Source organism: Cohnella yongneupensis, assembly GCF_042655785.1.
Classification (GTDB): Bacteria; Bacillota; Bacilli; order Paenibacillales; family Paenibacillaceae; genus Cohnella; species Cohnella yongneupensis.
The window spans coordinates 1-21,677 of record NZ_JBHSNC010000048.1 but is presented as its reverse complement, the minus strand read 5'-3'; the positions used below and the strand labels follow the sequence as shown (position 1 = coordinate 21,677).

Genomic DNA, 21,677 nt, shown 5'->3' with positions numbered 1-21,677 from the left:
CGTCACCGGGATGGGCGATAGACCAACGGAGGAGGCATAACAAAAAGAACGCCCATAATAGAGCGTTCTTCGAAGTTCGGACAAGCTGGATTAAACTACGTTCAAGTAACCGATCATCGGCGCGCCCGAGTTTTGCTCGGAGTGTGTCGTGCAAATGATCATGTAGGTGCCCGCGACTTTAGGCGTGAACCGCACGATCGTCGTTTTGCCTTTGTTCACCGTGCCGGAAATGCCGAGGCCTTCGATGACGAACGGATGCGATTGGCCGTTGATGCCCGAGATGCGGAGCTCGACCGGTTGGTTGCGATTGACCGTGATGGAGCCCGGATCGAAGCGATAGGACTCCAGCGTCTGTCCGCTGTCCGACTTCGACGTGAATTCGCCCGTAACCAAGTGGAACACTTGCACGTCGCTCGATGTCGAAGACGCGACGCTAGGACTCCGTGACTGCTGCCAACCGATGTAAGCCCCCGCTAAAATAACGACGAGCGCCAAAATTCCGTAAAACTGAAGCTTTTTTCGATCAAGCAATACGATTTTGCTCATGCCGCTCTCTCCTCTTCAACTTTGTCCACCTACCGAATGTGTATGCGCTAGCCCGTCCCGACATGACAAGCCCGTCTTAACTTTTAGACAAGTCGTTAACTGGAAGAAGCGACCTGCACTGTGCTAGAATAGTAACGGTCATTATGGTAGAGAAAGCGGGTATCGGCGATGATGGACACGTTGCATCAATGGGTGGATCAACTGCTCATATGGATCGAGGATTTAGGTTATTGGGGTATCATCATCGGTCTTGCTATCGAGGTCATTCCGAGCGAAATCGTACTTGCTTACGCGGGGTATCTCGTGTTCAAGGGAGAGATCTCGTTCCCCATTGCCGTCATTTGCGGCGTCATCGGCGCGATTTTGCAACAATGGCTGCTTTACGCGATCGGACGGTTCGGCGGTCGGCCGTTCCTCGATAAGTTCGGCAAGTTTCTGCATTTGAAGCCGAAGCATATCGATATCGCGGAGCGTTGGTTCGAGAAGTACGGGACGATTATCGTCTTTACGGGACGGTTCGTGCCGGTCATGCGGCAGGTCGTATCGATCCCGGCGGGCATGGCGCGAATGAACTTGAAATTGTTCACGCTGCTTACGGTATTGGCTTCGATTCCATGGTCGATCCTGTTCGTATGGTTAGGAAAGTCGCTCGGGGACAATTGGGAAAATATCGACGACAAAGCTTCGAAGTACGTTCAGCCGATCATTTTGATCGCGCTGGCGCTGTTGATCGCTTATTTCATTTATCAATACTTGCGCAAGCGGGGCAAAAATATTTAAAGGGAGATGGGCAGGATGAGTCAGCAACTAAGCAATTACTTGAGAAAAGGAATTTCGCCGAAGCAATTCGTCGACGGCATGGCCAAAAATCAAGAGGCGTTCCGTTCCTGGCAATCTAAATTCGAGTGGAACGACGCGGATCTCGAATATTTCTTCGAATCGCAAAACAATCGCGACGACCTTCGCTGCATGATCATCGCGGCCGAATGGTGCGGCGACGTCGTGCGCAACGTACCGGTCGTATTCACGGCGATGGAGAAAGCTGGCATTCCTACCGAAGTGTTCATCATGGAGGAGCATCTTGAATTGGTCGATCAGTTTCTGGTCATGGGAGGACGCTCCATTCCGGTCGTTCTGATCACGGACACGGGCGGGCATTTGCTAGGCAAATGGGGTCCTCGTCCGACCTACATTCAGGAGCCGATGGTAGCGTTCAAACGTGATAACCCGGACCGCGAAGCGGCGGACTATCAGGAGAAGCTCGCGGCGGCCCGTCAAGAGATCATGGCGCGCTACGGCGAAGGCACCGGCTATCAGACGCTTATTCTGGAAGAACTGCGCGATATTTTGTCCGGCGTATAAGGTGGGAACGTAGATGCTGACATTTCATACTTACAGTCTTGGCGCGCTCGAGACTAATGCCTACGTCGTCGTGAACGCGGAGCGAACGCATGCCGTCGTTATCGATCCGGGTACGGCTGACGGCGCGCTTATGCGCAAGCTGGACGGACTTAAGGTCGAGGCGATCCTGCTTACGCATGCGCACTTCGATCATATCGGGGGCGTAGACGCGCTTCGCAAACGATACGGATGTCCGGTATACATTCATTCGCTGGAAAAGGACTGGCTGACGGACGCGAGCAAGAACGGATCGCTTCGCTGGGCGCAAGTGACGCCGCCGATTACGACGGATCCGGCGGAGCATTACGTGACGGATGGCCAATCGCTAACGTTCTGCGGCGAGACGTTCAAGGTGCTGCATACGCCAGGGCATTCCCCCGGCAGCGTAGGTTACCTCGTCGGCGACTTGCTGTTCGCGGGCGACGCGCTGTTCCGCCGTTCCGTCGGGCGTACGGATTTGCCGGGCGGCAATCAGGATCAGCTATTCCGCGCCATTCGCGAGAAGCTGTATACGTTGCCCGAGTCGGTTATCGTATTGCCGGGGCATGGGCCGGACACGACGATCGGAGAAGAGAAGAGCGGCAACCCGTTCGTCAGATAAAGACGACCGAAATCGTTTAATGTAAAAATAAGGGCTTTACACTAGTTCCAGTATTTGATATATTGAGCGTGACCAAGCCATTATAGGCTGTATGTTCGCTGCGAAGAACGCAGGCGAAGGAGAAGTCTCCTACGCCTGCGTTTTTTTCGCGTTGATCCAAGACGAGGTGATGAGGGTGAATCGGCGGAAGCAATTGGCGATCAGTTTATGCGCCGCGGTAATGTCGGGGCTGCTCGTCTACGGCGTATACCTGCTGCAGTTGAAGCAGATCAAGCTGGAAGAGACCGTTAAGGTCGTCGTTCCGAAGCGTTTCGTGCCGGTCGGCACGATTTTGACGGCGGACGACTTGAAGACGATTTCGCTGCCGCGAGGAGCGGTGGGCGCGCAGACGGTAACGTCCGTCGCGGAAGCGGTCGGAATGGAAGCGGCGGTACCGCTTGGCGGGGAAGAGCCGCTGCTTAGTTGGAAGCTGGACAAGTATAGACTGCTTCCGCAGGCGGACGAAGCGACGTTCCAAATTCCGCGAGCGTACGTGAAGTCGATCTCGAACGGGATCCGTGCGGGCGACGAAGTGTTGGTGTATCTCTCGGGCGAATCGGAGCTCGCCCCTTCGCATCGGTTGTTCGAAGGGGAAATCGTCGTGGCTGCGGTTAAAACGGCGGCGAATCTGGAAATCGACGATCCCAAAAACCCGAATCTGCTGTCTATGGCGCAAGGGGATAAGGAAAGCATGTATGCTTCGCGGCGCGACGCTAACGGAGCGATCGATTCGATTAACTTGAATTTGACGGAGTCGGAGTGGCTTACGCTGGATACCGTCTGCAAAGGAGGGACCGCTAAGCTGATCATCGCGTTTCAAGCTTCATCCATAGGGGAGAAGGGGGAAGGATCATGACGGGCAGATTGGCTGCGTTCGCAGGGTCTACGCCGAACATCGGGACGTCGCTGACGGCGATCGGAACGGCGTACCGGATCGCGGCAACTACGGGGCTTCGCGTCGGTTACTTATGTTTGAACTTGAAGAGCGCCAAGACGCATTTATATTTGGGCGTGGACAAGCCCGAGGTGACGCTCGAGGGAGTTAGGCCGGAGCTAAGGGCACGCACGTTGACTGGCGAGAAGCTGCGGCAATACGCATTTCGATCCCCTAAGCTTGGCGGATTGCACGTTTTGTTCGGCAACATGGCGAGAGAGCAGGCGGAGTATTACGAGCCGGAGGATATGAACCAATTGCTTGCGGCGGCGAGAGATGCCTATGATTTGACAATCGCAGACGTAAGCGCGTATTGGGACAACGCAGCGACGATATGCGCGATGCGCGAGGCGGACGACAAGTTTCTGGTGACGACCGATCGCCTCAGCCATTTCCAAGAGGACGTCCATCGCTGGACAGGACAGGTGGGCTCGATGTTCGGGATCGTGCCCGAGCAATTCGATTTGGTATTGCTGCATGGAAACGAACGAATGTCGGGAGGATATCGCATGAGAGAGATTCGCAAAGAAACCGGATGCATCGCGTTTACCGAGATGAAGCTTGTCGAAAGCGTTCATCTGCAGCTGGATAGCGGCCGATTGGACGAATGGTTGAACGAGCAGGAGCGGAACGCGGCTTCCTTCGATCCGGTGGCGGATACGTTGCTGCACCGCATGAACTGGACGGAACGGCTGCAAAAGACCGAGCGTCCCTGGCTGCGCAGACTTATGCTGCATAGGCGGACGAGGAAATGAGCGGATCGACGGCGCCGAAGCGGTTCTCGCCTTCTGCCTATGCCGCCGATTTGCAGAGCGGGACGCTTGCTTCGGGAGAGCATATAAGCGGGACGCAACGCGACGGCGCATCCGATCTTCGCGCGTACGCGGAAGAAGTCCGGCACATGCTGGCAACGCCACGGGGACATAGCGAAGAAGAGCGAAGGCAATATACCGAGAAGCTGAATCGCGCGGTTATCGGGTTCCCGCAAGAGCGGGCCGAGATGCTGGCGATTATATCGGACTGGATTATCAAGAAGCGGTTGCAGCATGTGCCGATCGTTCAATCGCAGTACATGTCTCTAGCGGAGGCGATGTTCGCGGAGGTGATCGGGCTCAACGTGCTCGAGCTAGTGTTGCGCAATCGGGAAGGGCTGGAGGAAGTACAGGTCGTAGGAACCCGTATTTTCGAGGTGCGGGATGGACGCGCGACGGCTTCGCCTTATCGGTTCGAGCACGTAGTCGACGTCGAACGCATCCAGCAAAATCTAGTGTTGTTCAATAACGACCGAATCAATCCGCGCAAAAGATGGGCGGAAGTGCTGCTGCAGGACGGCTCGCGGGTAACGCTTACGGGCTTCGGATTTACGGCGCAGCCAACGCTGACGATCCGCATGTACACGGTTAAGCGATTCGGGCTGGAGACGTTATGTCGGCCAGAATACCGAACGATCGACGATAACGTAAGGCAAATGTTACTGGCGATCGTTCGTTGCCGATTCAATATGGTCATTATCGGGGCGACGAATACAGGGAAAACCCATCTGATCAAAGCGCTTATCGGCGCCATGCCCGACGAGGAGCGCCTCGTTACGATCGAAAGCCGGTTCGAGCTTATGCTGTCGCGGGACTTCCCGGACAAGAACGTCGTGGAATACGAGTCGGAAGAAGACGATCCGCAGCACGGGCCAAGGCAAGCGTTCAAGCTGGCACTACGTCAATCGCCGCAGCGCATCTGTCATGCGGAAATTCGGGACGAGGACGCCAATATTTATGTGCGCGCTTGCACGAGGGGACATGAAGGCAGTTTAACTTCGGTTCACGCGAACGGACTAGAGGATGTGCCGGACACGATTACGGACATGTGCATGCTGGATGGCCGGGGCATGAATCCGGCGCGCATGACTAGGCGAATTACGGAGCACGTCACGCAGATCGGGTTGGAAATGCGAATGGTAGGTGGCGTTCGCAAGCTAGTGCGAATCGGTGAGTACGAATGGCTGGAGGGCGAAATCAGGGTGAGGAACCTCATGCGATATGAAGAAGCCGAAGGACTTTGGAAATACCCGGAGCCGTTCTCCGAGAAAGCGAGGCTACGAATTGCAAGAATGGATCCCGCCGGATACGAGACGGTTCGTCGGTTAAGCGCGGTGTCGACATGCTGACCTTCACTATAGTTGCACTTATCGCGCTCTTGTTTGTGCTCTTCTACATTAGCCTGACATTCGGAATGAGCGCATGGTCCGCGGAGCAATCCCGCAAGCGGAGGCTGAAAGCTTATCGGGACGCGTTCTGGAGCATAAGGTTCAAGCGGCTATTAACGAAGTTTGGCAAGCCGTATGAGCATATTTCGGATATGCTGCTGGCGCTCGGATGGAAGATCGGACCGAACGGTTTCGCGTTGCTAGGTTTGATGATGGGACTGCTCGGGGCCGTAATCGGCGCAATGCTTTTCCAGTCCGTTCGTTCGGCCTTGCTTCTACTCTTCATGCTAGGTTGCCTGCCGTACGTCATATTAAGGATGTCGCTCGTGAACAGACAGATGGCGACCCGGTTAGAGTTTCTGCCCGCCGTCGAGCTGTTTTATCAATGTTACCTGGTCACGGGACGACGCCATGTCCGGATCGCGCTGCAAAAGACGGTGGAGGAGAGAAGGCTAGGCGGCCACGTTCAGTTCGTGTTCGATCAGCTGTGCCGGAATTTATCCGTCCGAACCGAAGACGAGAGCAGTATTCGAAGGTTCACGTTATCGTTCGGGCATGTGTGGTCGGAATACTTCGGGAACATCCTGCGAGTTTCGTTAGAGGAGGGCAACGATATTTCCGGCAACCTTAAGGAATTGATCGCGGATATGCGCAAGTCCCAGATGGACAATCAGGCCGAGCGTTACCGCCTGCTGGAAATTCGGTTGGCCAACTTCACGCCGATCGTGTTCTTGGCTTTGTTCCTCGGCATTAACTTCCGACTGAATCCGGAAGGAAGCTATCGCTATTACATTTCGGAGCCGGGCGGTCGCGGCATGTTGCTGAATGCGGTCGTATTGCTTTTCGTCTCGCTGCTTATGGGCTTGTATTTATCTCGGCGGAAGTTATGAAAGTTGTTTAGGGAGTGGCTGCGATGACGGGCTATAGCCAAGGAATAACCGCGGTAATCGGGTGGGTACTGCAATTCGTCGTCATTTTTATTAGCATCGCGGCTTTGTTGAAAGCATTGACCGCATCGCGCAACCGATGGCGCATCCATCTTCGCGACTGGCGGCTTCATCGAACGCCGCAATGGTGGCTTGCGTTTTGGCGAACGAGCCAGGAGAGTACAGCGTTGCAAGAAAGGCGGGTATTGTTGGCCGGTTGCGGCATTCGTTATCAGCCGGAAGCCTACTTGGCGCATCGCCGCTTCGCGATTTGCCTGCTTGTTCTTGCAAGCGGCGGTGCTTATGGGCTCGGCCGCATTGATACGATATCTGCCTTCTCGACTTGGAACGCCGTGTTAACGATCGTCGTTTGTCTCGTCGTTGCCGTATACGATCACGCATGGCTGTATGCCTTCAGAAGGTATCGAACCGACCGTATTCGCAAGGAAATCGTAACCGTCAGCAATCAATTGCTCTATTACGTCGGATCTAGACTTCATATTCATGCCAAGCTGATGAAGTGTTTGCCGCTTACGCGGAGCATTCGTGCGGAGATGAGTCTTCTGCTCAACGAATGGTACCAGGATGCCGATGTGGCTTTGAAGAAGTTCAAGGAGCGGCTAGGCACGGACGAAGCTTACGGCTTCGCGGAAACGATGCGGTCCTTGCGCTTGGACGAAAGCGAGCAGATTTACGAGCTGCTGCGCGAAGTCGTCCGGGAGTATAAGAACAAAATCGAGCTTGCGAAGAACAGCAGGAAAGAGACGACGTCTTACTTGCTGTTCGTACTTGCTGGTTTACCGATTTTGTATATGTTCCAACTCTTTTTATACCCTTGGGTGCAAGAAGCCGCCAAGCTGTTCGAAGCCTTGAATCCATAATTCTCGCGAAGGGAGGTACCGGAATGCGCAATATTTTAATAACGGTCATGATGCTCATAGTAGTCGCCTTGATGTTCAATAGCATCATTGCCAACGATACTACGGGGACGCGTGCTCAGATCGAAAAGCATGGCACGACGGCGAATACGACGCTTGGAAGCATTACGCCATAACTTGATAGGGGAAGGAGGGTTAACATGCGGCAATTGTTGATGACTGTTCTTTTGCTCTTAACGGTAGTCGGCCTTTATACGAATCTCGTAAGCGGCGAAGGAGGAACGAAAGCTCAGCTATCGTCTTCCAGCACTCATATGGCGATTAGAATCGCCAAGATGAGCCCGTGAAACAACTGCTTGTATTCATCTTGTTCGCGGCGATTTTCTGCTGGCTGATGTTTTCGCCGATCTATAAGCACGTGCTTGTCATCAGACAGGCGCTGCTTCAGCAGGAAGTCAATTATATGCTGGAGATCGGCGCGAGCGGTCAATACGGCTACATAGATGGGGATATGATCGCGCAATCGAGACAGCGGCTCGCCGCTTACGGCTTTAATCCTTCCTTGCTCGAATACGAGGTAAGCGCTACGAACGGCGCCGAGGGAGGAAATGCGGCAGCGCCGCTCCCGAGAGGCGAGGGACTTCTTCTTCGGTTAGCTTATCCGTATGAACGGCTGCTCGATATCGATCGTTTGATAGGAATCGACCCGCCTTCCGCGGAAGCGCGAATCGGCGGTCGCGGCATCCGGATGAGCGAGTATGTTCCTTGATGAAGCTGACGGAAGGAGCTGTCGGCTAAGATGGCCAAGCTGCTATTCGGCATTCTAATGACGGTAATCTGGTGGATGCTTCATGCGCTCCAATTGGACGAGGAAGTAGCGATGGGAACGGTATACGACGTAAAGCAAGCGGTTAATAGCGCCGCGCATGCCGCCGCTCAGCAGTTGGATCGGGATAAGCTCGAGGTGGGCTTGTTATCCATCGAAGAAGAGCGAGCGGAACAGACTGTCGCTACTTACTTGATGGACAACTTATCGCTCGATGGCAATTTGAATCCGCTACCCGAGAGCTTTCTTAGAGATCCGGTGGAAGTCCGCGTATTCGAAGTATTGGACGAACATCTCGCCTATCCCTATACGTATCGGAATGCTCAGTACGATTACGAGGTCACCTTTGATCGGCCGGGGGTCGTGCTCATCGTGCACGTGCGCTATCCATTGCTATTCGGCGTACTTGCACCTATCGAATGGGATGTAAGAGGCTCATCGGAATTAGTCTATTAGGTTGCGTTTTTGCTTCGATTTGACGAACCTTCCCTCGTTTGCTCTAATGGTTCCATAGCGGTTTACTCGGAAGGGGAATCATCATCATGACGCACCTACAAGCGCAGCTTGAGGAATGGTCGAATCGAACGGAAAAGCTTCAGAAGAGGCTTCGTGAAGCGGGTTTGCAAGGTTGTCTCGTTACGCAGAACGTCGGGATTTACTATTACACCGGCGCCATGCAGACCGGTTACTTGTTTGTGCCGGCGGAAGGAGATCCGACTTATTACGTTCGCAGAAGCGTAGCGCGCGCAGAGCGGGAATCCAAAGTCCGTGCGGTAGAGCTCGTTTCTTTTCGGAATTTCGGCGAGCAGTTGGCGGCGGATTATCCTTGGCTTGGGCAGTCTGCGTCGGGACAAGCAAAGCCGGCCGTTGGCGCGGACCTGGACGTCATGCCGGCACAGCTGTATTTACGATTGGCTGAGGCGGTTCCGCAAGTGTCCTTAACGGATAGCTCGTCATTGCTGCGAGAGGCGCGTAGCGTTAAGTCCGCTTACGAGATTGACTGCATTTCGGTAGCAGCTAACGTGGCAGCAGATGCGCTATCCGAAGGGCTTGAGGCTTTGAAGGAAGGCATGACCGAGCTTGAGCTTATGGCTGTCATAGAGAACGCCATGCGTCTTCGCGGACATGTCGGATTGATGCGGATGCGCGGATACAACCAGGAAATTATGACCGGCGTCGTCGCCGCGGGCGAAGCTGCGGCGGAACCGACTTACTTCGACGGACCGGCTGGAGGAAGAGGATTGTCCGAAGCGGCGCCGCAGAGCGCGAGCTTACGTCCGATCGGACGGGGCGAGCCGATTTTGATCGATATCGGTTGCTGCATCGACGGCTATACGATCGATCAGACGCGCACGGCCGTCATCGGTGCATTGCGGCCCGAGCTGCAGTCGGCTTACGACACTGCCGTCGCCATCATTAGAAGAAGCGAACAATGGCTTAAACCGGGTGCTATACCGGAAGATTTGTATGCGGAAGCGCTCCGAATGGCGTCGGAAGCGGGACTGTCCAAGCACTTCATGGGGTTCGGCAAAGACCAGGTCAAGTTTCTCGGACACGGTATCGGACTCGAGATCGATGAATGGCCGGTATTGGCACGCGGATTTCGATCTGCGCTCGAAGCGGGTATGGTTATCGCCATCGAGCCGAAGTTTACGTTCCCAGAGTGGGGCGTCGTTGGGATCGAGAACACTTACGTCGTGACCGAGACGGGCTACCGTCCGTTGACGCAGTCGCCAGAGCGATTGTTTGAGTTGCCGTAACTTAATAGATTCGAAGTACGGGCGCTTCCTGGTGGAGGTGCCCTTTTGTTTCAATAGATTTGCATACTGGTTTACATTTTAGTAGGATATATCAATAGAACTAGGTTGTTAGTTAATATGCTTTTGCAACAGTAGGGGGTATGGAGATGCTGAAGCTTGGGGAAAAGATCGTAATCGTGGAAGACCGCTTCGAGCAAAATATGCCCGTAGGCGAGTATGGCTTCATTATCGCTTATGACCGCAACAACGACAGTGCGTTCGATTATATTATTCGCGTTCCGAAAGCGAACAGGCAGTTTTACGTGCCTGCTACCGATATTGAATTAGAAGTTACGTTGCTGCAATTGGAAGCGGAGCGAATCGAACGCGAGGCGCTCATCGATTATGCGCTCGCGACGCGCAACGAAGAGTTGTTCAAGCGAATTATGAACGGCGGCGAGGTTGAAGCCGTTGAGGAAGAAGAGTCGAGTTCGGAGCCTCTAACTCCGGAGGCGTTCATTAAACAGGTCAACTTGAAAGCTTGGATCTAATAGGCAAATAAAGAGATCACCTATTCGTCGTCAGACGAAGGGTGATCTCTTTATTTAATCGCGCTGTAACGTTGCCACACACCGCTACAGCGCCGAATTGCCGCCGATTCATGATGTAACGTTGCCACACACCGCTACAGCGTCGAAATGCCACCGATTCATGATTTAACGTTGCCACACACCGCTACAGCGCCGAATTGCCGCCGATTCATGATTTAACGTTGCCACACACCGCTACAGCGCTGAATTGCCGCCGATTCATGATTTAACGGTGCTACACACCGCTACAGCGCTGAATCTCCAACCATCATCAGCGCATAACTCCCGCTAAATCACTCGTTCCCATTAGTCCGTTCCCTGCCGGGACCGGAGACGCACGTCCGAACAGATAGCCTTGAAACAACGGAATGCCGATCCGGCGCAAATAGCTCCATTCTTCTTCCCTTTCGACGCCCTCGGCCAGCAAGGTGCCGCGGAACTTCGATACGCGATTCAGCAGGCGGTCGATGTACCGTTGTTTCGTATCGTCCGTATCGCAGCCGCTCACCCATTTTCGATCCATTTTCACGTAATCGGGTTGTAGCCGGTCGACCGTATCAAGCGTGGCGAATCCCGCGCCGACATCGTCCAAGGCTAATCGAACGCCTCGCGATCTCGCGACATCGAACACATGCTCCATCGAAGGGTTGTCGAGGCGCTCCGTTTCCATCACCTCGAAGACGTAATCCTCCGCCTCTGTTCCCGTCTCGCGCATCAATTCAAACGTGCATTGAAGGCACGCGTCCGGTTGACGAAGCGACGAGGGGAGGAAGTTAATGAATCGCTTCGTACCGTTAGGCAGATGACTTGCGCCCATGCGGATGGCGGATTTACGCGCAGCGCGATCCAGAAAAGCATGTTGGCCAATGCGCCGTGCGGCTTCGAACAATGTCGCCGGACGGAAAGGCGCCAACTCCGGCAGCGGCCGCAATAGAAACTCATAGCCGATAGCTTCTCCGCCCTTCTGCACGATCGGCTGCATATAAGAAGTAAACAACCTATGCAAAATCGTATCGGCAACGCCTCGTCCTCCGACTTCGCCGAAAATAGCGGGTAAAGGGGACCAGTCAGCCTCCTGATCCCGCTCATCGGTAATCCGGAATTGTATTCCCTCGGTTTGATCCGCAGGCAACCGGCTTTGGACCTTGCTTAATAGTCGCAGAAGCTGCTGCTCGTCGTCGTACCGCATCGAGAGCGGCATTTGCTCGGAAGGAGACACTTCATAGATGGCGTCGCGCAGGAGCGCACGAGCTCCGGGATTGTCCGCGGCGAATGCCACGTAGCCGTTATCCCGAATAGGAAGCGGGTAATGTTCGAATCGGGAACGTTCCTCGAATGGCATGTTAACCCTCCGTTTCATGTTGTTGCTTAAGCGCAAGCATGTCCGATATAATGGTAGGAATGACCGGAAATACGGATTTAGGGAGGACCTGACGAGATGAGCATCAGTATCAAAGACGTTGAGCATGTGGCTAATTTGGCCCGTCTCGAGCTATCGGATGCGGACAAGGAACAGTTCGCGGGACAGCTTAACGCGATTTTGAAATATGCGGAAAAATTGAACGAATTGAATACGGACGATATCGAGCCGACGAGCCATGTGCTTCCGCTCGCGAACGTTATGCGGGAAGACGAGGTCAAGCCTTCGCTGACGATCGAGAAAGCGATGCTTAACGCTCCCGAAGAGGAAGACGATCAATTCAAAGTTCCGGCTGTACTGGAATAGGAAAACCGAAGGAGGAGCTTACCCCCATGTCGTTGTTCGATTTACGGCTATCCGATATACATAATCGCCTGGCAACGAAGCAATTATCCGTCGCCGAATTGGTGGACGCGTCTTTGGCGAGAATCGCCGCGACCGATAGCAAGGTTGGCGCATTTTTAACATTAAACGAAGAGAACGCACGTAACGAAGCGGCAGCGCTTGACGCTCAGCTCGCGCAAGGCGGCGAACGAGGCTTGCTATTCGGCATCCCTGCGGGAATTAAAGATAATATCGTCACCGAAGGCCTTCGTACGACTTGCGGAAGCAAGTTTCTGGACAATTACGATCCGATTTACGACGCGACGGTCGTAACGAAGCTGCGCGCCGCGCAGTCGATTACGGTCGGCAAGCTGAACATGGACGAATTCGCGATGGGCGGCTCGAACGAAAACTCCGCCTACCATCCGGTTCGTAATCCTTGGGCGCTTGATCGCGTGCCGGGCGGCTCTAGCGGCGGTTCGGCGGCGGCGGTCGCGGCAGGACAAGCGTATTTCACTCTTGGCTCCGATACCGGCGGATCGATTCGCCAACCGGCAGCTTATTGCGGCGTTGTCGGATTGAAGCCGACCTATGGACTCGTATCGCGGTTCGGACTCGTCGCATTCGCGTCGTCTCTTGACCAAATCGGTCCGATCACGAAGAACGTAGAGGATTCCGCATACGTGCTGCAAGCGATCGCCGGACACGATGGTCGCGACTCGACTTCCGCGAAAGTGGACATTCCCGATTATTTGTCCGCGTTGACCGGCGACGTCAAAGGACTCAAGATCGGCGTTCCGAAAGAATACATGGGCAAAGGCATCGACCCGCAAGTGAAAGAGCGCGTGCTCGAAGCTTTGAAAGTATTCGAATCGATGGGTGCGCAGTGGGAAGAAATTTCGCTGCCTCATACGGACTATGCCGTTGCGTCTTATTATTTGCTCGCATCGTCCGAAGCATCCTCCAACCTTTCCCGGTTTGACGGCGTACGCTATGGCGTTCGCGCGGACAATCCGGCTAATTTGCTCGATCTCTATCGTCGTTCCCGCAGCGAAGGCTTCGGACCCGAAGTGAAACGCCGGATCATGCTCGGCACGTACGCGCTAAGCTCCGGGTATTACGACGCTTATTATAAGAAAGCGCAGCAAGTGCGCACGCTCATTAAGCGCGACTTCGATCAAGCTTTCGAGAAGTACGATCTGATCATCGGACCGACGGCGCCGACCGCGGCATTCAAAATCGGCGAGCAAGTCGGCGATCCGCTTACGATGTACTTAAACGATATTTGCACCATTCCGGTCAGCTTGGCCGGCGTGCCGGCGATCAGCATTCCATGCGGAACCGCGGACGGACTGCCAGTCGGTTTGCAAATTATCGGTAAGCATTTCGACGAGACGACCGTGCTGCGGGCCGCGCACGCATTCGAAAGCCAAACCGGGTTCCATAACCTGCGTCCGGCTTTGTCTTAGGAGGCGTTCCACATGTCTAAATACGAAACAGTCGTCGGACTTGAAGTTCACGTCGAGCTGCATACGAAATCCAAAATCTTTTGCGGGTGCTCCACTTCCTTCGGCGCGCCGCCTAATACGCATACTTGCCCGGTCTGCCTTGGACACCCGGGCGTCCTGCCGGTGCTTAACCGCCAAGCGGTAGAGTACGCCATGAAAGCGGCGATGGCGATTAACTGCGAGGTTGCCGAATGGTGCAAGTTCGACCGTAAAAACTATTTTTACCCCGATTCGCCCAAAGCGTATCAGATCTCGCAATTCGACCAGCCGATCGGCCAGAACGGTTGGATCGATATCGAAGTGAACGGCAAGACGAAGCGCATCGGCATCACGCGCCTCCACTTGGAGGAAGATGCGGGCAAACTCACGCATATCGACGGCGGACATGGCTCTCTCGCAGACTTCAACCGCGTCGGAACGCCTCTCGTGGAGATCGTCTCCGAACCGGATATTCGTTCGCCGGAGGAAGCGAAAGCCTACCTCGAGAAGCTGCGGGCGATTATGCTCTATTGCGACGTCTCCGACGTCAAAATGGAAGAGGGAAGCATGCGCTGCGATGCGAACATCTCCATTCGCCCTTATGGCCAAGAGAAGTTCGGCACGCGCGCGGAGCTGAAGAACATGAATTCGTTCCGCGGCGTTCAGCGCGGGCTCGAATACGAAGAGCTTCGTCAGGCGGACGTTCTCGACGGCGGAGGCAAAGTCGTTCAAGAGACGCGCCGCTGGGACGAAACGCAGGGCAAGACGTTCAGCATGCGCAGCAAGGAAGAAGCGCACGATTACCGCTACTTCCCCGATCCGGATCTCGTACGCCTTCATATCGAAGACGAATGGAAAGCGCGCGTGCGCGCTTCGATTCCCGAGCTTCCGGACGCCCGCCAAGCGCGGTATATTTCGGAATATGGGCTTTCCTCCTATGATGCGGGCGTGTTGACCGCTTCGATGAAGCTGGCGAATTTCTTCGAAGACAGCTTGAAGTTCACTTCCGACGCGAAAGCTTCGGCGAACTGGATTATGGGCGATCTGCTCGGTTATCTTAACGCGGGAAACCTCGAGCTCGAAGACGTGAAGATTACCGGACAAGGCCTCGGAGAAATGATTCAGCTTATCGAGAAAGGCACGATCAGCACGAAAATCGCGAAGACCGTGTTCAAGGGCATCGTCGAAACCGGCAAGTCTCCGGCTCAAATCGTCGAAGAGCAAGGCCTCGTTCAGATCAGCGACGAAGGCGCGATCATCGCGGTCGTTGATGCGGTCATCGCGGCTAACCCGCAATCGGTGGAAGATTTCCGCGGCGGGAAAGACAAAGCGATCGGCTTCCTAGTCGGCCAAATCATGAAAGAGACTAAAGGCAAAGCGAACCCTGGGCTCGTGAACAAGCTGCTCATGGATCGTTTAAAAGCATAATAAACCTACACGCGGAAACGGCAATCCCCCTCGGGCGGCTTGTCGTTTCGTGTATTTGCGCAGAAGGAGTGACGGGACGGTGCTCGAGGCCATTCCGATTGAAGACAAGGAAGCCGCCGAAGAAGTATGGGCGTTGCAGCATGCGGCATACCGCGTAGAGGCATCATTGATCGGCGTGGCCGAATTGCCGCCGCTGCGGGATACGATAGAAAGCTTGCGCGCAAGCAACGAACGGTTTTACGGGTTGCGCGAGGCTGACGGCGAGCTCGTAGGCGTCATTTCGTACGAGATAGGGCGAGAAGGGCGACACGCTATCTGTCGTCTTATGGTCAGTCCGCCGTTTTTTCGTCAAGGGATCGGTTCAAGCTTGCTTCATGGATTGCTAAGGTGTTTTCCTTCGGTCCGTTGGTCGGTGACGGCCGAAATTCGGAATTTACCGGCGCTCGCGCTATACGAGAAAGCCGGTTTCGTAAGGAAGCGGACATTGCAACCGGCTCCCGGCATAACGCTGATCGAGCTTGAGCTGGAGGCAATGTAAGTACGAATTTCACCTCGACTTCAGACCGGGACAATACCCGCCCTTCAACCGTTGTAAGGTCAAATTCATGCATGCTACAATGGATAAAATTAAGCGAGGAATGACCGTATGCACGATCCGTGGATCATTGGAAACGAGCATTTAGCGATAAGGCTGTTGTTGTCCGTGCTGCTCGGCGGACTAGTCGGCATTGAAAGGGAACGGAAAAATCATGCTGCAGGCTTGCGTACGCATGTTTTAGTTTGTCTGGGCTCGTGTTTGATCATTTTGTTATCGATGTACGGCTTTGCGGCCTTCGCTGATGAGCCTAACGTCAGGCTGGATCCGGCGAGACTCGCGGCGCAAGTAATCACGGGAGTCGGTTTTCTCGGCGCGGGAACGATTTTGTTTACGGGTAAATCGATAACGGGGCTGACGACCGCTGCGTCCGTCTGGGTCGTAATGGCGATCGGTCTCGCGGTCGGCGCGGGATTCTACATGCCTGCGGTACTTACGGCGGTGCTCGTGCTGCTTATCCTGTGGGGCCTGAACATCGTCGAGAAGAGATACGTCAGACATCGGCGCGAGTGCGCGATTACGGTTACTGCGGACGCGAGGGCGCAGCTCGTCGAAAGCTTGCAGAAATTGTTAACCGAACGCGGCGCGAAGCTTACGCAGGTTCAATTCCTAGAGCTCGACAGCTCGGCTGATACGAACTTGCCGTTGCAACGCATTCATATGATTATCATGCTGCCCTATCGAGATCAGCTTATCGTCGTGGCGGACCAGTTCAGGCGATTAGAAGGCGTAAAATCGGTTACCGCGGAATAGAAGGTTAGAGACGTTGGAGGAATCGGCTATGAATGCACCCGATCAATGGAATCACAATAACCATCGCATGCCCCCAGGTTATCCCCCTCCGTATGGGCGTTCGGCGCGAAGGAGGAGCAAGTGGATTGCCGGCCTATTGGCTTTTCTCGTTCCGGGTACAGGTCACATGTACGTAGGAAAAATGGTCAAGGCGGTCGTGATCATGCTGCTTATCGCCGGCAATATTACGGCGATCGTGCAAGTGGCGACGGCAAACGAATCTAGCGTGCTCGCGATCGTGCTTCTTAGCTTGTTTTTGCCAATCATCTACTTCTATAACCTATTCGATGCGATCGAGAGCGCCGAGATAGTCAATGAGCGGATTGCCGCGACGGAATGGAACGCGAATCCGGGAAATCCGAATCCTCAACCTATCGCGTCGCATACGGTAAGAGGCGTTCCGCTGAAAAAATTCGTGTTATTTGCGGTCGCCGGATTAGTCTTATGCATGCTTGCGCAACAAACTTGGGCGGAATGGCAGTTCGATTCCACCTTCTCGATGATCGGCGCGGTTCTGCTTATCGGAGGCGGCATAGCGCTCTGGATTTGGGAGCTTCGAGGACCCCAAGGGCCTAAACCATAACGCCCTCGGATGCTTCTTCCATTGACAAGTTTTGAACAAGGCACGTAAAATGAGGCTATAACAGACATGAAAGGCTGTGAAGAGCATGGACTCCAGGGTCGAGCATGCCGTGGACCAGCTCAAATCCGGCGGTGTCCGGATGACGCCACAACGGTATGCCATACTGCAATATTTAATGGAATCGCTAGATCATCCGACGGCTGACGACATTTTCCGCGCTTTATCTCCGCAATATCCGAGCTTAAGCGTGGCGACCGTATACAACAACTTGAAGGTGTTCATCGACGCGGGCCTCGTGCGCGAGCTGACCTACGGGGACGACTCCAGCCGTTTCGACGCGGATCTGTCGGATCATTATCACGCGATTTGCACGAAGTGCAGGACGATGGTCGATTTCGAGCACCCTCCGATCAAGGAAGTAGAGGAGACGGCCGCAACGGTAACGGGCTTCAGCGTGTTCGGTCACCGAATGGAAGTGTACGGAATATGTCCGACTTGCAAGACGTTGCATGCATAATCGATTATAAATAGTCAGGCGCGCGGGGACTTGAGGTCTAAGCGCGCTTTTTTATTTCGAGGACGGATACGCAACTTTATCGTCATGAACATCGTTCTCTTAACTAAACAACTAGACGAGGAGTGAATGCATTGCAGGATCGGATGTCGGCAGATCGTCGCCGCAAGCGCGGACGGTTAGGGCCGTTGCTCTTATATGGATTCGTATTTATACTCGCCGCAGCTTCCGTTATCTATTGGTTCGGAATTCGCGATACATCGTCGAAGGAACGGATCGTTCCCGAGTATAGGGTTCAACCTAGTCCGATCATGTGGCATGGCGAATGGACAAGCAGTTATGCGCTTGGACAAGGGGAAGGCATGCGCATTCCGTTGTCGGTTGCGCAGAAGTTGATCGGCGATGGACTTCGTTATGAACAAGCAAGCGAATCGATCATCCTGACGACGGACAACGACGTGTTGCATTTTAGGACGGGCGAATTGAAGGGCACGCTTAATAGCAAACCGTTCTCGTTAGCGTTCGCGGCTGAAAAGTCGGGGGACGAAATTTATTTGCCGCTAGCTCCGCTCACGAAGCTGTTTGGCTTGAGAGCCGAAATCGGAGAACCGTCAGGCATCGTAACGTTGATGATGCCCGGAGATAAGGTTCAGGGGGCGGAAGTACCCGCAACCGCGAAGAAAGCGATTAAACTACGCTCGGGGCCAAACAAAAAGTTTGCGATCGTCGAAGATGTTCCCGCGGGTACGAAAGTGCGGCTTTGGTCTGAACAAGAAGGCTGGTATGCTGCGCAGTCCGCATCGGGGCAGCTAGGTTACGTAGCCAAGAGAGACGTTGCGCTTTCCGGCATCGAGACGGTTTCGGACGCCTCGGATATCGAGGAGCCGTTCGTCGCTTGGAAGAGCGACGGCCGCAAAATCAATTTAACTTGGGAAGCCGTATATTCAGCTAATCCGGATACGAGCAAAATCGGCGATCTTCAAGGCGTGAACGTCGTAAGTCCGACGTGGTTCGAGCTTCTTAACGGCAAAGGGGAAATTCGCAGCAAGGCCGATGCGGGATACTCCGCGTGGGCACGATCGAACGGCGTACAAGTGTGGGGGCTGTTCAGCAACGGATTCGAGCCGATCCGAACGCATGAGGCATTGTCGTCGTACGAGACGCGACTGGCTATGATCGAGCAGATCATCGCGTATGCCCAGTCTTTTAAACTTCAAGGGATCAACATCGATTTCGAGAACGTCTACACGAAGGATAAAGACAATCTGGTTCAATTCGTGCGCGAGATGACGCCGCTTTTGCACGAGCATAACCTCGTTGTATCGATCGACGTTACGCCTATATCGTCGACCGAGATGTGGTCTCTGTTCCTCGACCGCGCGCGGCTTGGCGAAACCGTCGATTTCATGATGGTCATGTCGTACGACGAGCATTGGGCTACCAGTCCGACTTCGGGTTCGGTATCTTCGCTTCCGTGGGCGGAAAATACAATCGAACGCATCATTGAAGAAGCCGGCGTACCCTCGCGAAAAATCATAATGGGCTCGCCGCTCTATGCGCGGTTATGGACGGAAGAGCCGGATGGCAAGGGCAATACGAAGGTGAGCTCCAAAGCGTTAGGGATGGACGCGGTACAACAGATCATTAAAGATAATAAGCTTAAGCCTCGGCTTGACGAAGAGACGGGACAGAACTATGTGGAGTATAAGGAGGGCGAAGCGCTGAAGCGGATATGGATCGAGGATGCGACATCGATTCGGGCGCGCGCCGAAATTGCGAAAAAATACAATCTGGCAGGCATTGCGACGTGGCGCCGCGGATTCGAAACGCCGGATATATGGGGCGCGTTGGATGAAAGCCTGCAAAGCCGTCCTTAAGGAATAAAGAAAACCTCCGCCGATCGGCGGAGGTTTTGCGTTATGCGGGTTTATTAAGCATTAAGAGGAAGTCGTAGACGGCACCGCGTTCGGAGCTTGATCGGACGGCTCATTCAAATCTTCATCGCTAGCGTGCACCGGATCGATGGATAGGATCGTGTGGCAATACATGCAGCGATCGACCTTGCCGAGCATCTTCGTCCGTTTGCCGCATTCCGGGCACTCGATGACGGGAGCGCTAGTGGAAAGCATGCCTACATAGAAGTAAACCGCCATGCTTCCGAAACAACTGATCATGCCGAACACCATGAACACGGCGGCGATAATTTTACCGACGCTACCGAACAACAAAATACCGCTCGTGCCGAAAATCATTATGCCCATACCAATTAGTATGAGTAGCAGTCCCCAAGTACGCATCGTCGAAATTTTGCTTGCTTTCCATTTCATCCCGAATAACTCCCATCCATTAGTAGAACGTAATCAGTAATGCGCGCGCATTAACGCGAAGTTTGTCCGTTGCCGTCCCGCAGGCAGGAAACCAGAGGGGCGTTGTAGAACTAGACCATATCGATATTCTATTATAGCGTACATTGAGCGGACAGGCCAACGGTTAGCGTCGGGCGGGTCCGAATCACTTTGAGAGGCGTGAATAAGATGGTCCGATTGGATAATAAGGGGCTGTTCTATACAGAGTGGTTCGGCAACGAAGAGGGGTTAATAAGTTTGTTGCTCCTGACTAATCCTTTTTCGTACCAGCCGATGATCGACGGCATGGATCGGCTGGCCATCCTAATAATGAACGAAGTGGAGCCGGGAAACGAGATCGAGCATCTGCTACGCGATAGCGCCCGCATTCAAGTTCGACGGGTTACGCCTGCGCGATTCGAAGGCTGGCTGCTAAGCGGAGATAACCATAATGTCGTGCAAGCACTTTCACAAGGGGAGATCCTCATAGACCATGGCGAGTATTTGTCTGGTTTGCGGAGCAGATTAATCGAGTGGTCTCCGCTGTTACGCGAACAAAAGCTGCTTTGCGAATTTTCTAAGTTCGTGCGGACGTATTTGCAAGCGAAGCAGGATATCAGGGACGGGCAAGTGCTTGATGCCTACTCGAACATTTTATCTTCCCTTCATTATTGGGCGCATATCGCGCTCATCGAAGCGGGCATGCATCCGGAGCTAACGGTCTGGGAGCAATTGCGTAGCGTCAACCCGGGCGTTTACAAGCTGTTTGAAGAGCTGACGACCAGTCAAGAGACGCTCGAACAACGGGTTCAGCTGGTGCTGCTTGCGTGCGAGTTTTCGGTCCTTACGAAAATGGAGTCCTCATGCGCGCTGCTCATTCGGATCATTTCGTCGCGTCAGGAGCCGTGGTTGCCGGCACAATTGCTGCTGCACCCTGATCTTGTCGGCTTATCCATCGATATTTCTCTACTACTTCAGAAGCTAACGAAGCGGGGTTGTCTGCTCGAAATCGCAAGACCGTTGCGCACTCGCGGATCGGGGCTTTTGGAGCTTTGTTATAAGTCGTCCGACCGATAATAAAACAATCGAAATAAATGTCGAATTAAACGTTGACTTCGCATACCGATCTGTGATAAATTAATTCTCGCCGCTGAAAACGAGCTACGAAAGAAACGCAATGCGGACGCGGTGAAACGAACCGGTTGAGAATAAGTAAGAAATTACCTGTTGCAATCGAGTAGTCAGCTGTGATATATTATAAAAGTCGCCGTTAGCGCGGATGACAAAAAGAAACAAAACAAACTTGCCCTTTGAAAACTGAACATCGAGCGAAATTTACGGTAATAAAACGTCTGAGACGAACCTCGGTTCGAGGAAGACAAACCAGCAATACAGATTGAGCCGAAAGGCTCTTCGATACTTGGATCTCGACTAACGTCGAATCCCTTTATGGAGAGTTTGATCCTGGCTCAGGACGAACGCTGGCGGCGTGCCTAATACATGCAAGTC

General features: G+C 53.9%; 26 protein-coding genes and 1 rRNA gene. 24 read left to right on the top strand and 3 right to left on the bottom strand.

Annotated features, from left to right (window positions below; translation table 11 throughout):
• Positions 1-90 precede the first annotated feature (90 nt).
• On the bottom strand, positions 91-546 hold the full coding sequence (locus ACFPQ4_RS15630) for a cupredoxin domain-containing protein (RefSeq protein ID WP_378112802.1): 456 nt from the start codon (positions 544-546) through the stop codon (positions 91-93).
• Positions 547-714: 168 nt separating this feature from the next.
• Here ACFPQ4_RS15630 and uptA point away from each other — a divergent pair, with 168 nt between their 5' ends.
• From uptA to ACFPQ4_RS15560, 14 genes are all read left to right on the top strand, one after another.
• Complete coding sequence (gene uptA / locus ACFPQ4_RS15625; protein WP_378112801.1) at positions 715-1,326, top strand: undecaprenyl phosphate transporter UptA; 612 nt, start codon at positions 715-717, stop codon at positions 1,324-1,326.
• A gap of 15 nt (positions 1,327-1,341) precedes the next feature.
• Positions 1,342-1,908, top strand: a complete 567-nt coding sequence (locus ACFPQ4_RS15620) for a thioredoxin family protein (protein WP_378112800.1) — start codon at positions 1,342-1,344, stop codon at positions 1,906-1,908.
• A gap of 13 nt (positions 1,909-1,921) precedes the next feature.
• Positions 1,922-2,548 (top strand): MBL fold metallo-hydrolase, encoded by a 627-nt coding sequence (locus ACFPQ4_RS15615; protein WP_378112799.1) that lies wholly within the window; start codon positions 1,922-1,924, stop codon positions 2,546-2,548.
• Positions 2,549-2,723: 175 nt separating this feature from the next.
• Entirely contained in the window at positions 2,724-3,443 is a 720-nt protein-coding gene (locus ACFPQ4_RS15610) for an SAF domain-containing protein (RefSeq protein ID WP_378112798.1), read from the top strand.
• Positions 3,440-4,276 (top strand): hypothetical protein, encoded by an 837-nt coding sequence (locus ACFPQ4_RS15605; RefSeq protein WP_378112797.1) that lies wholly within the window; start codon positions 3,440-3,442, stop codon positions 4,274-4,276. The genes ACFPQ4_RS15610 and ACFPQ4_RS15605 overlap by 4 nt, the downstream gene beginning before the upstream one ends.
• A complete protein-coding gene (locus ACFPQ4_RS15600) occupies positions 4,273-5,682 on the top strand; it encodes an ATPase, T2SS/T4P/T4SS family (RefSeq protein ID WP_378112796.1) in 1,410 nt (469 codons plus the stop codon). Before ACFPQ4_RS15605 ends, ACFPQ4_RS15600 begins: the two co-directional genes overlap by 4 nt.
• Entirely contained in the window at positions 5,676-6,611 is a 936-nt protein-coding gene (locus tag ACFPQ4_RS15595) for a hypothetical protein (protein WP_378112795.1), read from the top strand. The genes ACFPQ4_RS15600 and ACFPQ4_RS15595 overlap by 7 nt, the downstream gene beginning before the upstream one ends.
• Positions 6,612-6,634: 23 nt before the next feature.
• Complete coding sequence (locus tag ACFPQ4_RS15590; protein WP_378112794.1) at positions 6,635-7,528, top strand: hypothetical protein; 894 nt, start codon at positions 6,635-6,637, stop codon at positions 7,526-7,528.
• A gap of 23 nt (positions 7,529-7,551) precedes the next feature.
• Complete coding sequence (locus ACFPQ4_RS15585; protein ID WP_378112793.1) at positions 7,552-7,701, top strand: hypothetical protein; 150 nt, start codon at positions 7,552-7,554, stop codon at positions 7,699-7,701.
• A 24-nt stretch (positions 7,702-7,725) separates the two neighbouring features.
• Positions 7,726-7,872, top strand: a complete 147-nt coding sequence (locus ACFPQ4_RS15580) for a hypothetical protein (RefSeq protein ID WP_378112792.1) — start codon at positions 7,726-7,728, stop codon at positions 7,870-7,872.
• On the top strand, positions 7,869-8,294 hold the full coding sequence (locus ACFPQ4_RS15575; RefSeq protein WP_378112791.1) for a hypothetical protein: 426 nt from the start codon (positions 7,869-7,871) through the stop codon (positions 8,292-8,294). Before ACFPQ4_RS15580 ends, ACFPQ4_RS15575 begins: the two co-directional genes overlap by 4 nt.
• Positions 8,295-8,324: 30 nt before the next feature.
• Positions 8,325-8,807: a hypothetical protein gene (locus tag ACFPQ4_RS15570; RefSeq protein WP_378112790.1), complete on the top strand. Its 483-nt coding sequence runs from the start codon at positions 8,325-8,327 to the stop codon at positions 8,805-8,807.
• Between the two features lie 86 nt (positions 8,808-8,893).
• Positions 8,894-10,111 (top strand): M24 family metallopeptidase, encoded by a 1,218-nt coding sequence (locus ACFPQ4_RS15565; RefSeq protein ID WP_378112789.1) that lies wholly within the window; start codon positions 8,894-8,896, stop codon positions 10,109-10,111.
• A 146-nt stretch (positions 10,112-10,257) separates the two neighbouring features.
• On the top strand, positions 10,258-10,641 hold the full coding sequence (locus ACFPQ4_RS15560) for an ATPase (RefSeq protein WP_378112788.1): 384 nt from the start codon (positions 10,258-10,260) through the stop codon (positions 10,639-10,641).
• A gap of 310 nt (positions 10,642-10,951) precedes the next feature.
• Here the strand turns inward: ACFPQ4_RS15560 and ACFPQ4_RS15555 are convergent, their stop codons facing one another.
• Entirely contained in the window at positions 10,952-12,022 is a 1,071-nt protein-coding gene (locus ACFPQ4_RS15555) for an EAL domain-containing protein (RefSeq protein WP_378112787.1), read from the bottom strand.
• A 96-nt stretch (positions 12,023-12,118) separates the two neighbouring features.
• Between ACFPQ4_RS15555 and gatC the strand changes: the two genes are divergently transcribed.
• The 8 genes from gatC to ACFPQ4_RS15515 all read left to right on the top strand — a co-directional run bounded on the left by gatC (position 12,119) and on the right by ACFPQ4_RS15515 (position 19,700).
• Positions 12,119-12,406: an Asp-tRNA(Asn)/Glu-tRNA(Gln) amidotransferase subunit GatC gene (gene gatC / locus ACFPQ4_RS15550; protein WP_378112786.1), complete on the top strand. Its 288-nt coding sequence runs from the start codon at positions 12,119-12,121 to the stop codon at positions 12,404-12,406.
• Positions 12,407-12,432: 26 nt separating this feature from the next.
• Positions 12,433-13,893, top strand: a complete 1,461-nt coding sequence (gene gatA / locus ACFPQ4_RS15545) for an Asp-tRNA(Asn)/Glu-tRNA(Gln) amidotransferase subunit GatA (protein WP_378112785.1) — start codon at positions 12,433-12,435, stop codon at positions 13,891-13,893.
• A gap of 12 nt (positions 13,894-13,905) precedes the next feature.
• A complete protein-coding gene (gene gatB, locus ACFPQ4_RS15540) occupies positions 13,906-15,339 on the top strand; it encodes an Asp-tRNA(Asn)/Glu-tRNA(Gln) amidotransferase subunit GatB (RefSeq protein ID WP_378112784.1) in 1,434 nt (477 codons plus the stop codon).
• Between the two features lie 79 nt (positions 15,340-15,418).
• A complete protein-coding gene (locus tag ACFPQ4_RS15535) occupies positions 15,419-15,877 on the top strand; it encodes a GNAT family N-acetyltransferase (protein WP_378112783.1) in 459 nt (152 codons plus the stop codon).
• Between the two features lie 108 nt (positions 15,878-15,985).
• Positions 15,986-16,687, top strand: coding sequence for an MgtC/SapB family protein (locus ACFPQ4_RS15530; RefSeq protein WP_378112782.1), 702 nt, complete (start codon positions 15,986-15,988; stop codon positions 16,685-16,687).
• 28 nt (positions 16,688-16,715) lie between these two features.
• On the top strand, positions 16,716-17,309 hold the full coding sequence (locus tag ACFPQ4_RS15525; RefSeq protein ID WP_378112781.1) for a DUF6677 family protein: 594 nt from the start codon (positions 16,716-16,718) through the stop codon (positions 17,307-17,309).
• Positions 17,310-17,394: 85 nt separating this feature from the next.
• Positions 17,395-17,826, top strand: a complete 432-nt coding sequence (locus ACFPQ4_RS15520) for a Fur family transcriptional regulator (RefSeq protein ID WP_378112780.1) — start codon at positions 17,395-17,397, stop codon at positions 17,824-17,826.
• Between the two features lie 131 nt (positions 17,827-17,957).
• On the top strand, positions 17,958-19,700 hold the full coding sequence (locus ACFPQ4_RS15515; RefSeq protein WP_378112779.1) for a glycosyl hydrolase family 18 protein: 1,743 nt from the start codon (positions 17,958-17,960) through the stop codon (positions 19,698-19,700).
• Positions 19,701-19,760: 60 nt separating this feature from the next.
• On the opposite strand, the gene ACFPQ4_RS15510 is transcribed toward ACFPQ4_RS15515, so the two are convergent.
• The gene (locus tag ACFPQ4_RS15510; RefSeq protein ID WP_378112778.1) at positions 19,761-20,150 is read right to left on the bottom strand and encodes a DUF2614 family zinc ribbon-containing protein; all 390 of its coding nucleotides are present in this window, start codon (positions 20,148-20,150) and stop codon (positions 19,761-19,763) included.
• Between the two features lie 207 nt (positions 20,151-20,357).
• Between ACFPQ4_RS15510 and ACFPQ4_RS15505 the strand changes: the two genes are divergently transcribed.
• Complete coding sequence (locus ACFPQ4_RS15505; protein ID WP_378112777.1) at positions 20,358-21,245, top strand: nucleotidyltransferase-like protein; 888 nt, start codon at positions 20,358-20,360, stop codon at positions 21,243-21,245.
• A gap of 369 nt (positions 21,246-21,614) precedes the next feature.
• Positions 21,615-21,677: ribosomal RNA gene (locus ACFPQ4_RS15500) — 16S ribosomal RNA — on the top strand; the annotation flags it as partial.

Bases quoted from the DNA above. Each gene is read 5' to 3' on its own strand.
- ACFPQ4_RS15630 (WP_378112802.1), bottom strand. From the start codon at position 546: ATGAGCAAAATCGTATTGCTTGATCGAAAAAAGCTTCAGTTTTACGGA.
- uptA (WP_378112801.1), top strand. From the start codon at position 715: ATGATGGACACGTTGCATCAATGGGTGGATCAACTGCTCATATGGATC.
- ACFPQ4_RS15620 (WP_378112800.1), top strand. From the start codon at position 1,342: ATGAGTCAGCAACTAAGCAATTACTTGAGAAAAGGAATTTCGCCGAAG.
- ACFPQ4_RS15615 (WP_378112799.1), top strand. From the start codon at position 1,922: ATGCTGACATTTCATACTTACAGTCTTGGCGCGCTCGAGACTAATGCC.
- ACFPQ4_RS15605 (WP_378112797.1), top strand. From the start codon at position 3,440: ATGACGGGCAGATTGGCTGCGTTCGCAGGGTCTACGCCGAACATCGGG.
- ACFPQ4_RS15600 (WP_378112796.1), top strand. From the start codon at position 4,273: ATGAGCGGATCGACGGCGCCGAAGCGGTTCTCGCCTTCTGCCTATGCC.
- ACFPQ4_RS15595 (WP_378112795.1), top strand. From the start codon at position 5,676: ATGCTGACCTTCACTATAGTTGCACTTATCGCGCTCTTGTTTGTGCTC.
- ACFPQ4_RS15590 (WP_378112794.1), top strand. From the start codon at position 6,635: ATGACGGGCTATAGCCAAGGAATAACCGCGGTAATCGGGTGGGTACTG.
- ACFPQ4_RS15585 (WP_378112793.1), top strand. From the start codon at position 7,552: ATGCGCAATATTTTAATAACGGTCATGATGCTCATAGTAGTCGCCTTG.
- ACFPQ4_RS15580 (WP_378112792.1), top strand. From the start codon at position 7,726: ATGCGGCAATTGTTGATGACTGTTCTTTTGCTCTTAACGGTAGTCGGC.
- ACFPQ4_RS15570 (WP_378112790.1), top strand. From the start codon at position 8,325: ATGGCCAAGCTGCTATTCGGCATTCTAATGACGGTAATCTGGTGGATG.
- ACFPQ4_RS15565 (WP_378112789.1), top strand. From the start codon at position 8,894: ATGACGCACCTACAAGCGCAGCTTGAGGAATGGTCGAATCGAACGGAA.
- ACFPQ4_RS15560 (WP_378112788.1), top strand. From the start codon at position 10,258: ATGCTGAAGCTTGGGGAAAAGATCGTAATCGTGGAAGACCGCTTCGAG.
- ACFPQ4_RS15555 (WP_378112787.1), bottom strand. From the start codon at position 12,022: ATGCCATTCGAGGAACGTTCCCGATTCGAACATTACCCGCTTCCTATT.
- gatC (WP_378112786.1), top strand. From the start codon at position 12,119: ATGAGCATCAGTATCAAAGACGTTGAGCATGTGGCTAATTTGGCCCGT.
- gatA (WP_378112785.1), top strand. From the start codon at position 12,433: ATGTCGTTGTTCGATTTACGGCTATCCGATATACATAATCGCCTGGCA.
- gatB (WP_378112784.1), top strand. From the start codon at position 13,906: ATGTCTAAATACGAAACAGTCGTCGGACTTGAAGTTCACGTCGAGCTG.
- ACFPQ4_RS15530 (WP_378112782.1), top strand. From the start codon at position 15,986: ATGCACGATCCGTGGATCATTGGAAACGAGCATTTAGCGATAAGGCTG.
- ACFPQ4_RS15525 (WP_378112781.1), top strand. From the start codon at position 16,716: ATGAATGCACCCGATCAATGGAATCACAATAACCATCGCATGCCCCCA.
- ACFPQ4_RS15520 (WP_378112780.1), top strand. From the start codon at position 17,395: ATGGACTCCAGGGTCGAGCATGCCGTGGACCAGCTCAAATCCGGCGGT.
- ACFPQ4_RS15510 (WP_378112778.1), bottom strand. From the start codon at position 20,150: ATGAAATGGAAAGCAAGCAAAATTTCGACGATGCGTACTTGGGGACTG.
- ACFPQ4_RS15505 (WP_378112777.1), top strand. From the start codon at position 20,358: ATGGTCCGATTGGATAATAAGGGGCTGTTCTATACAGAGTGGTTCGGC.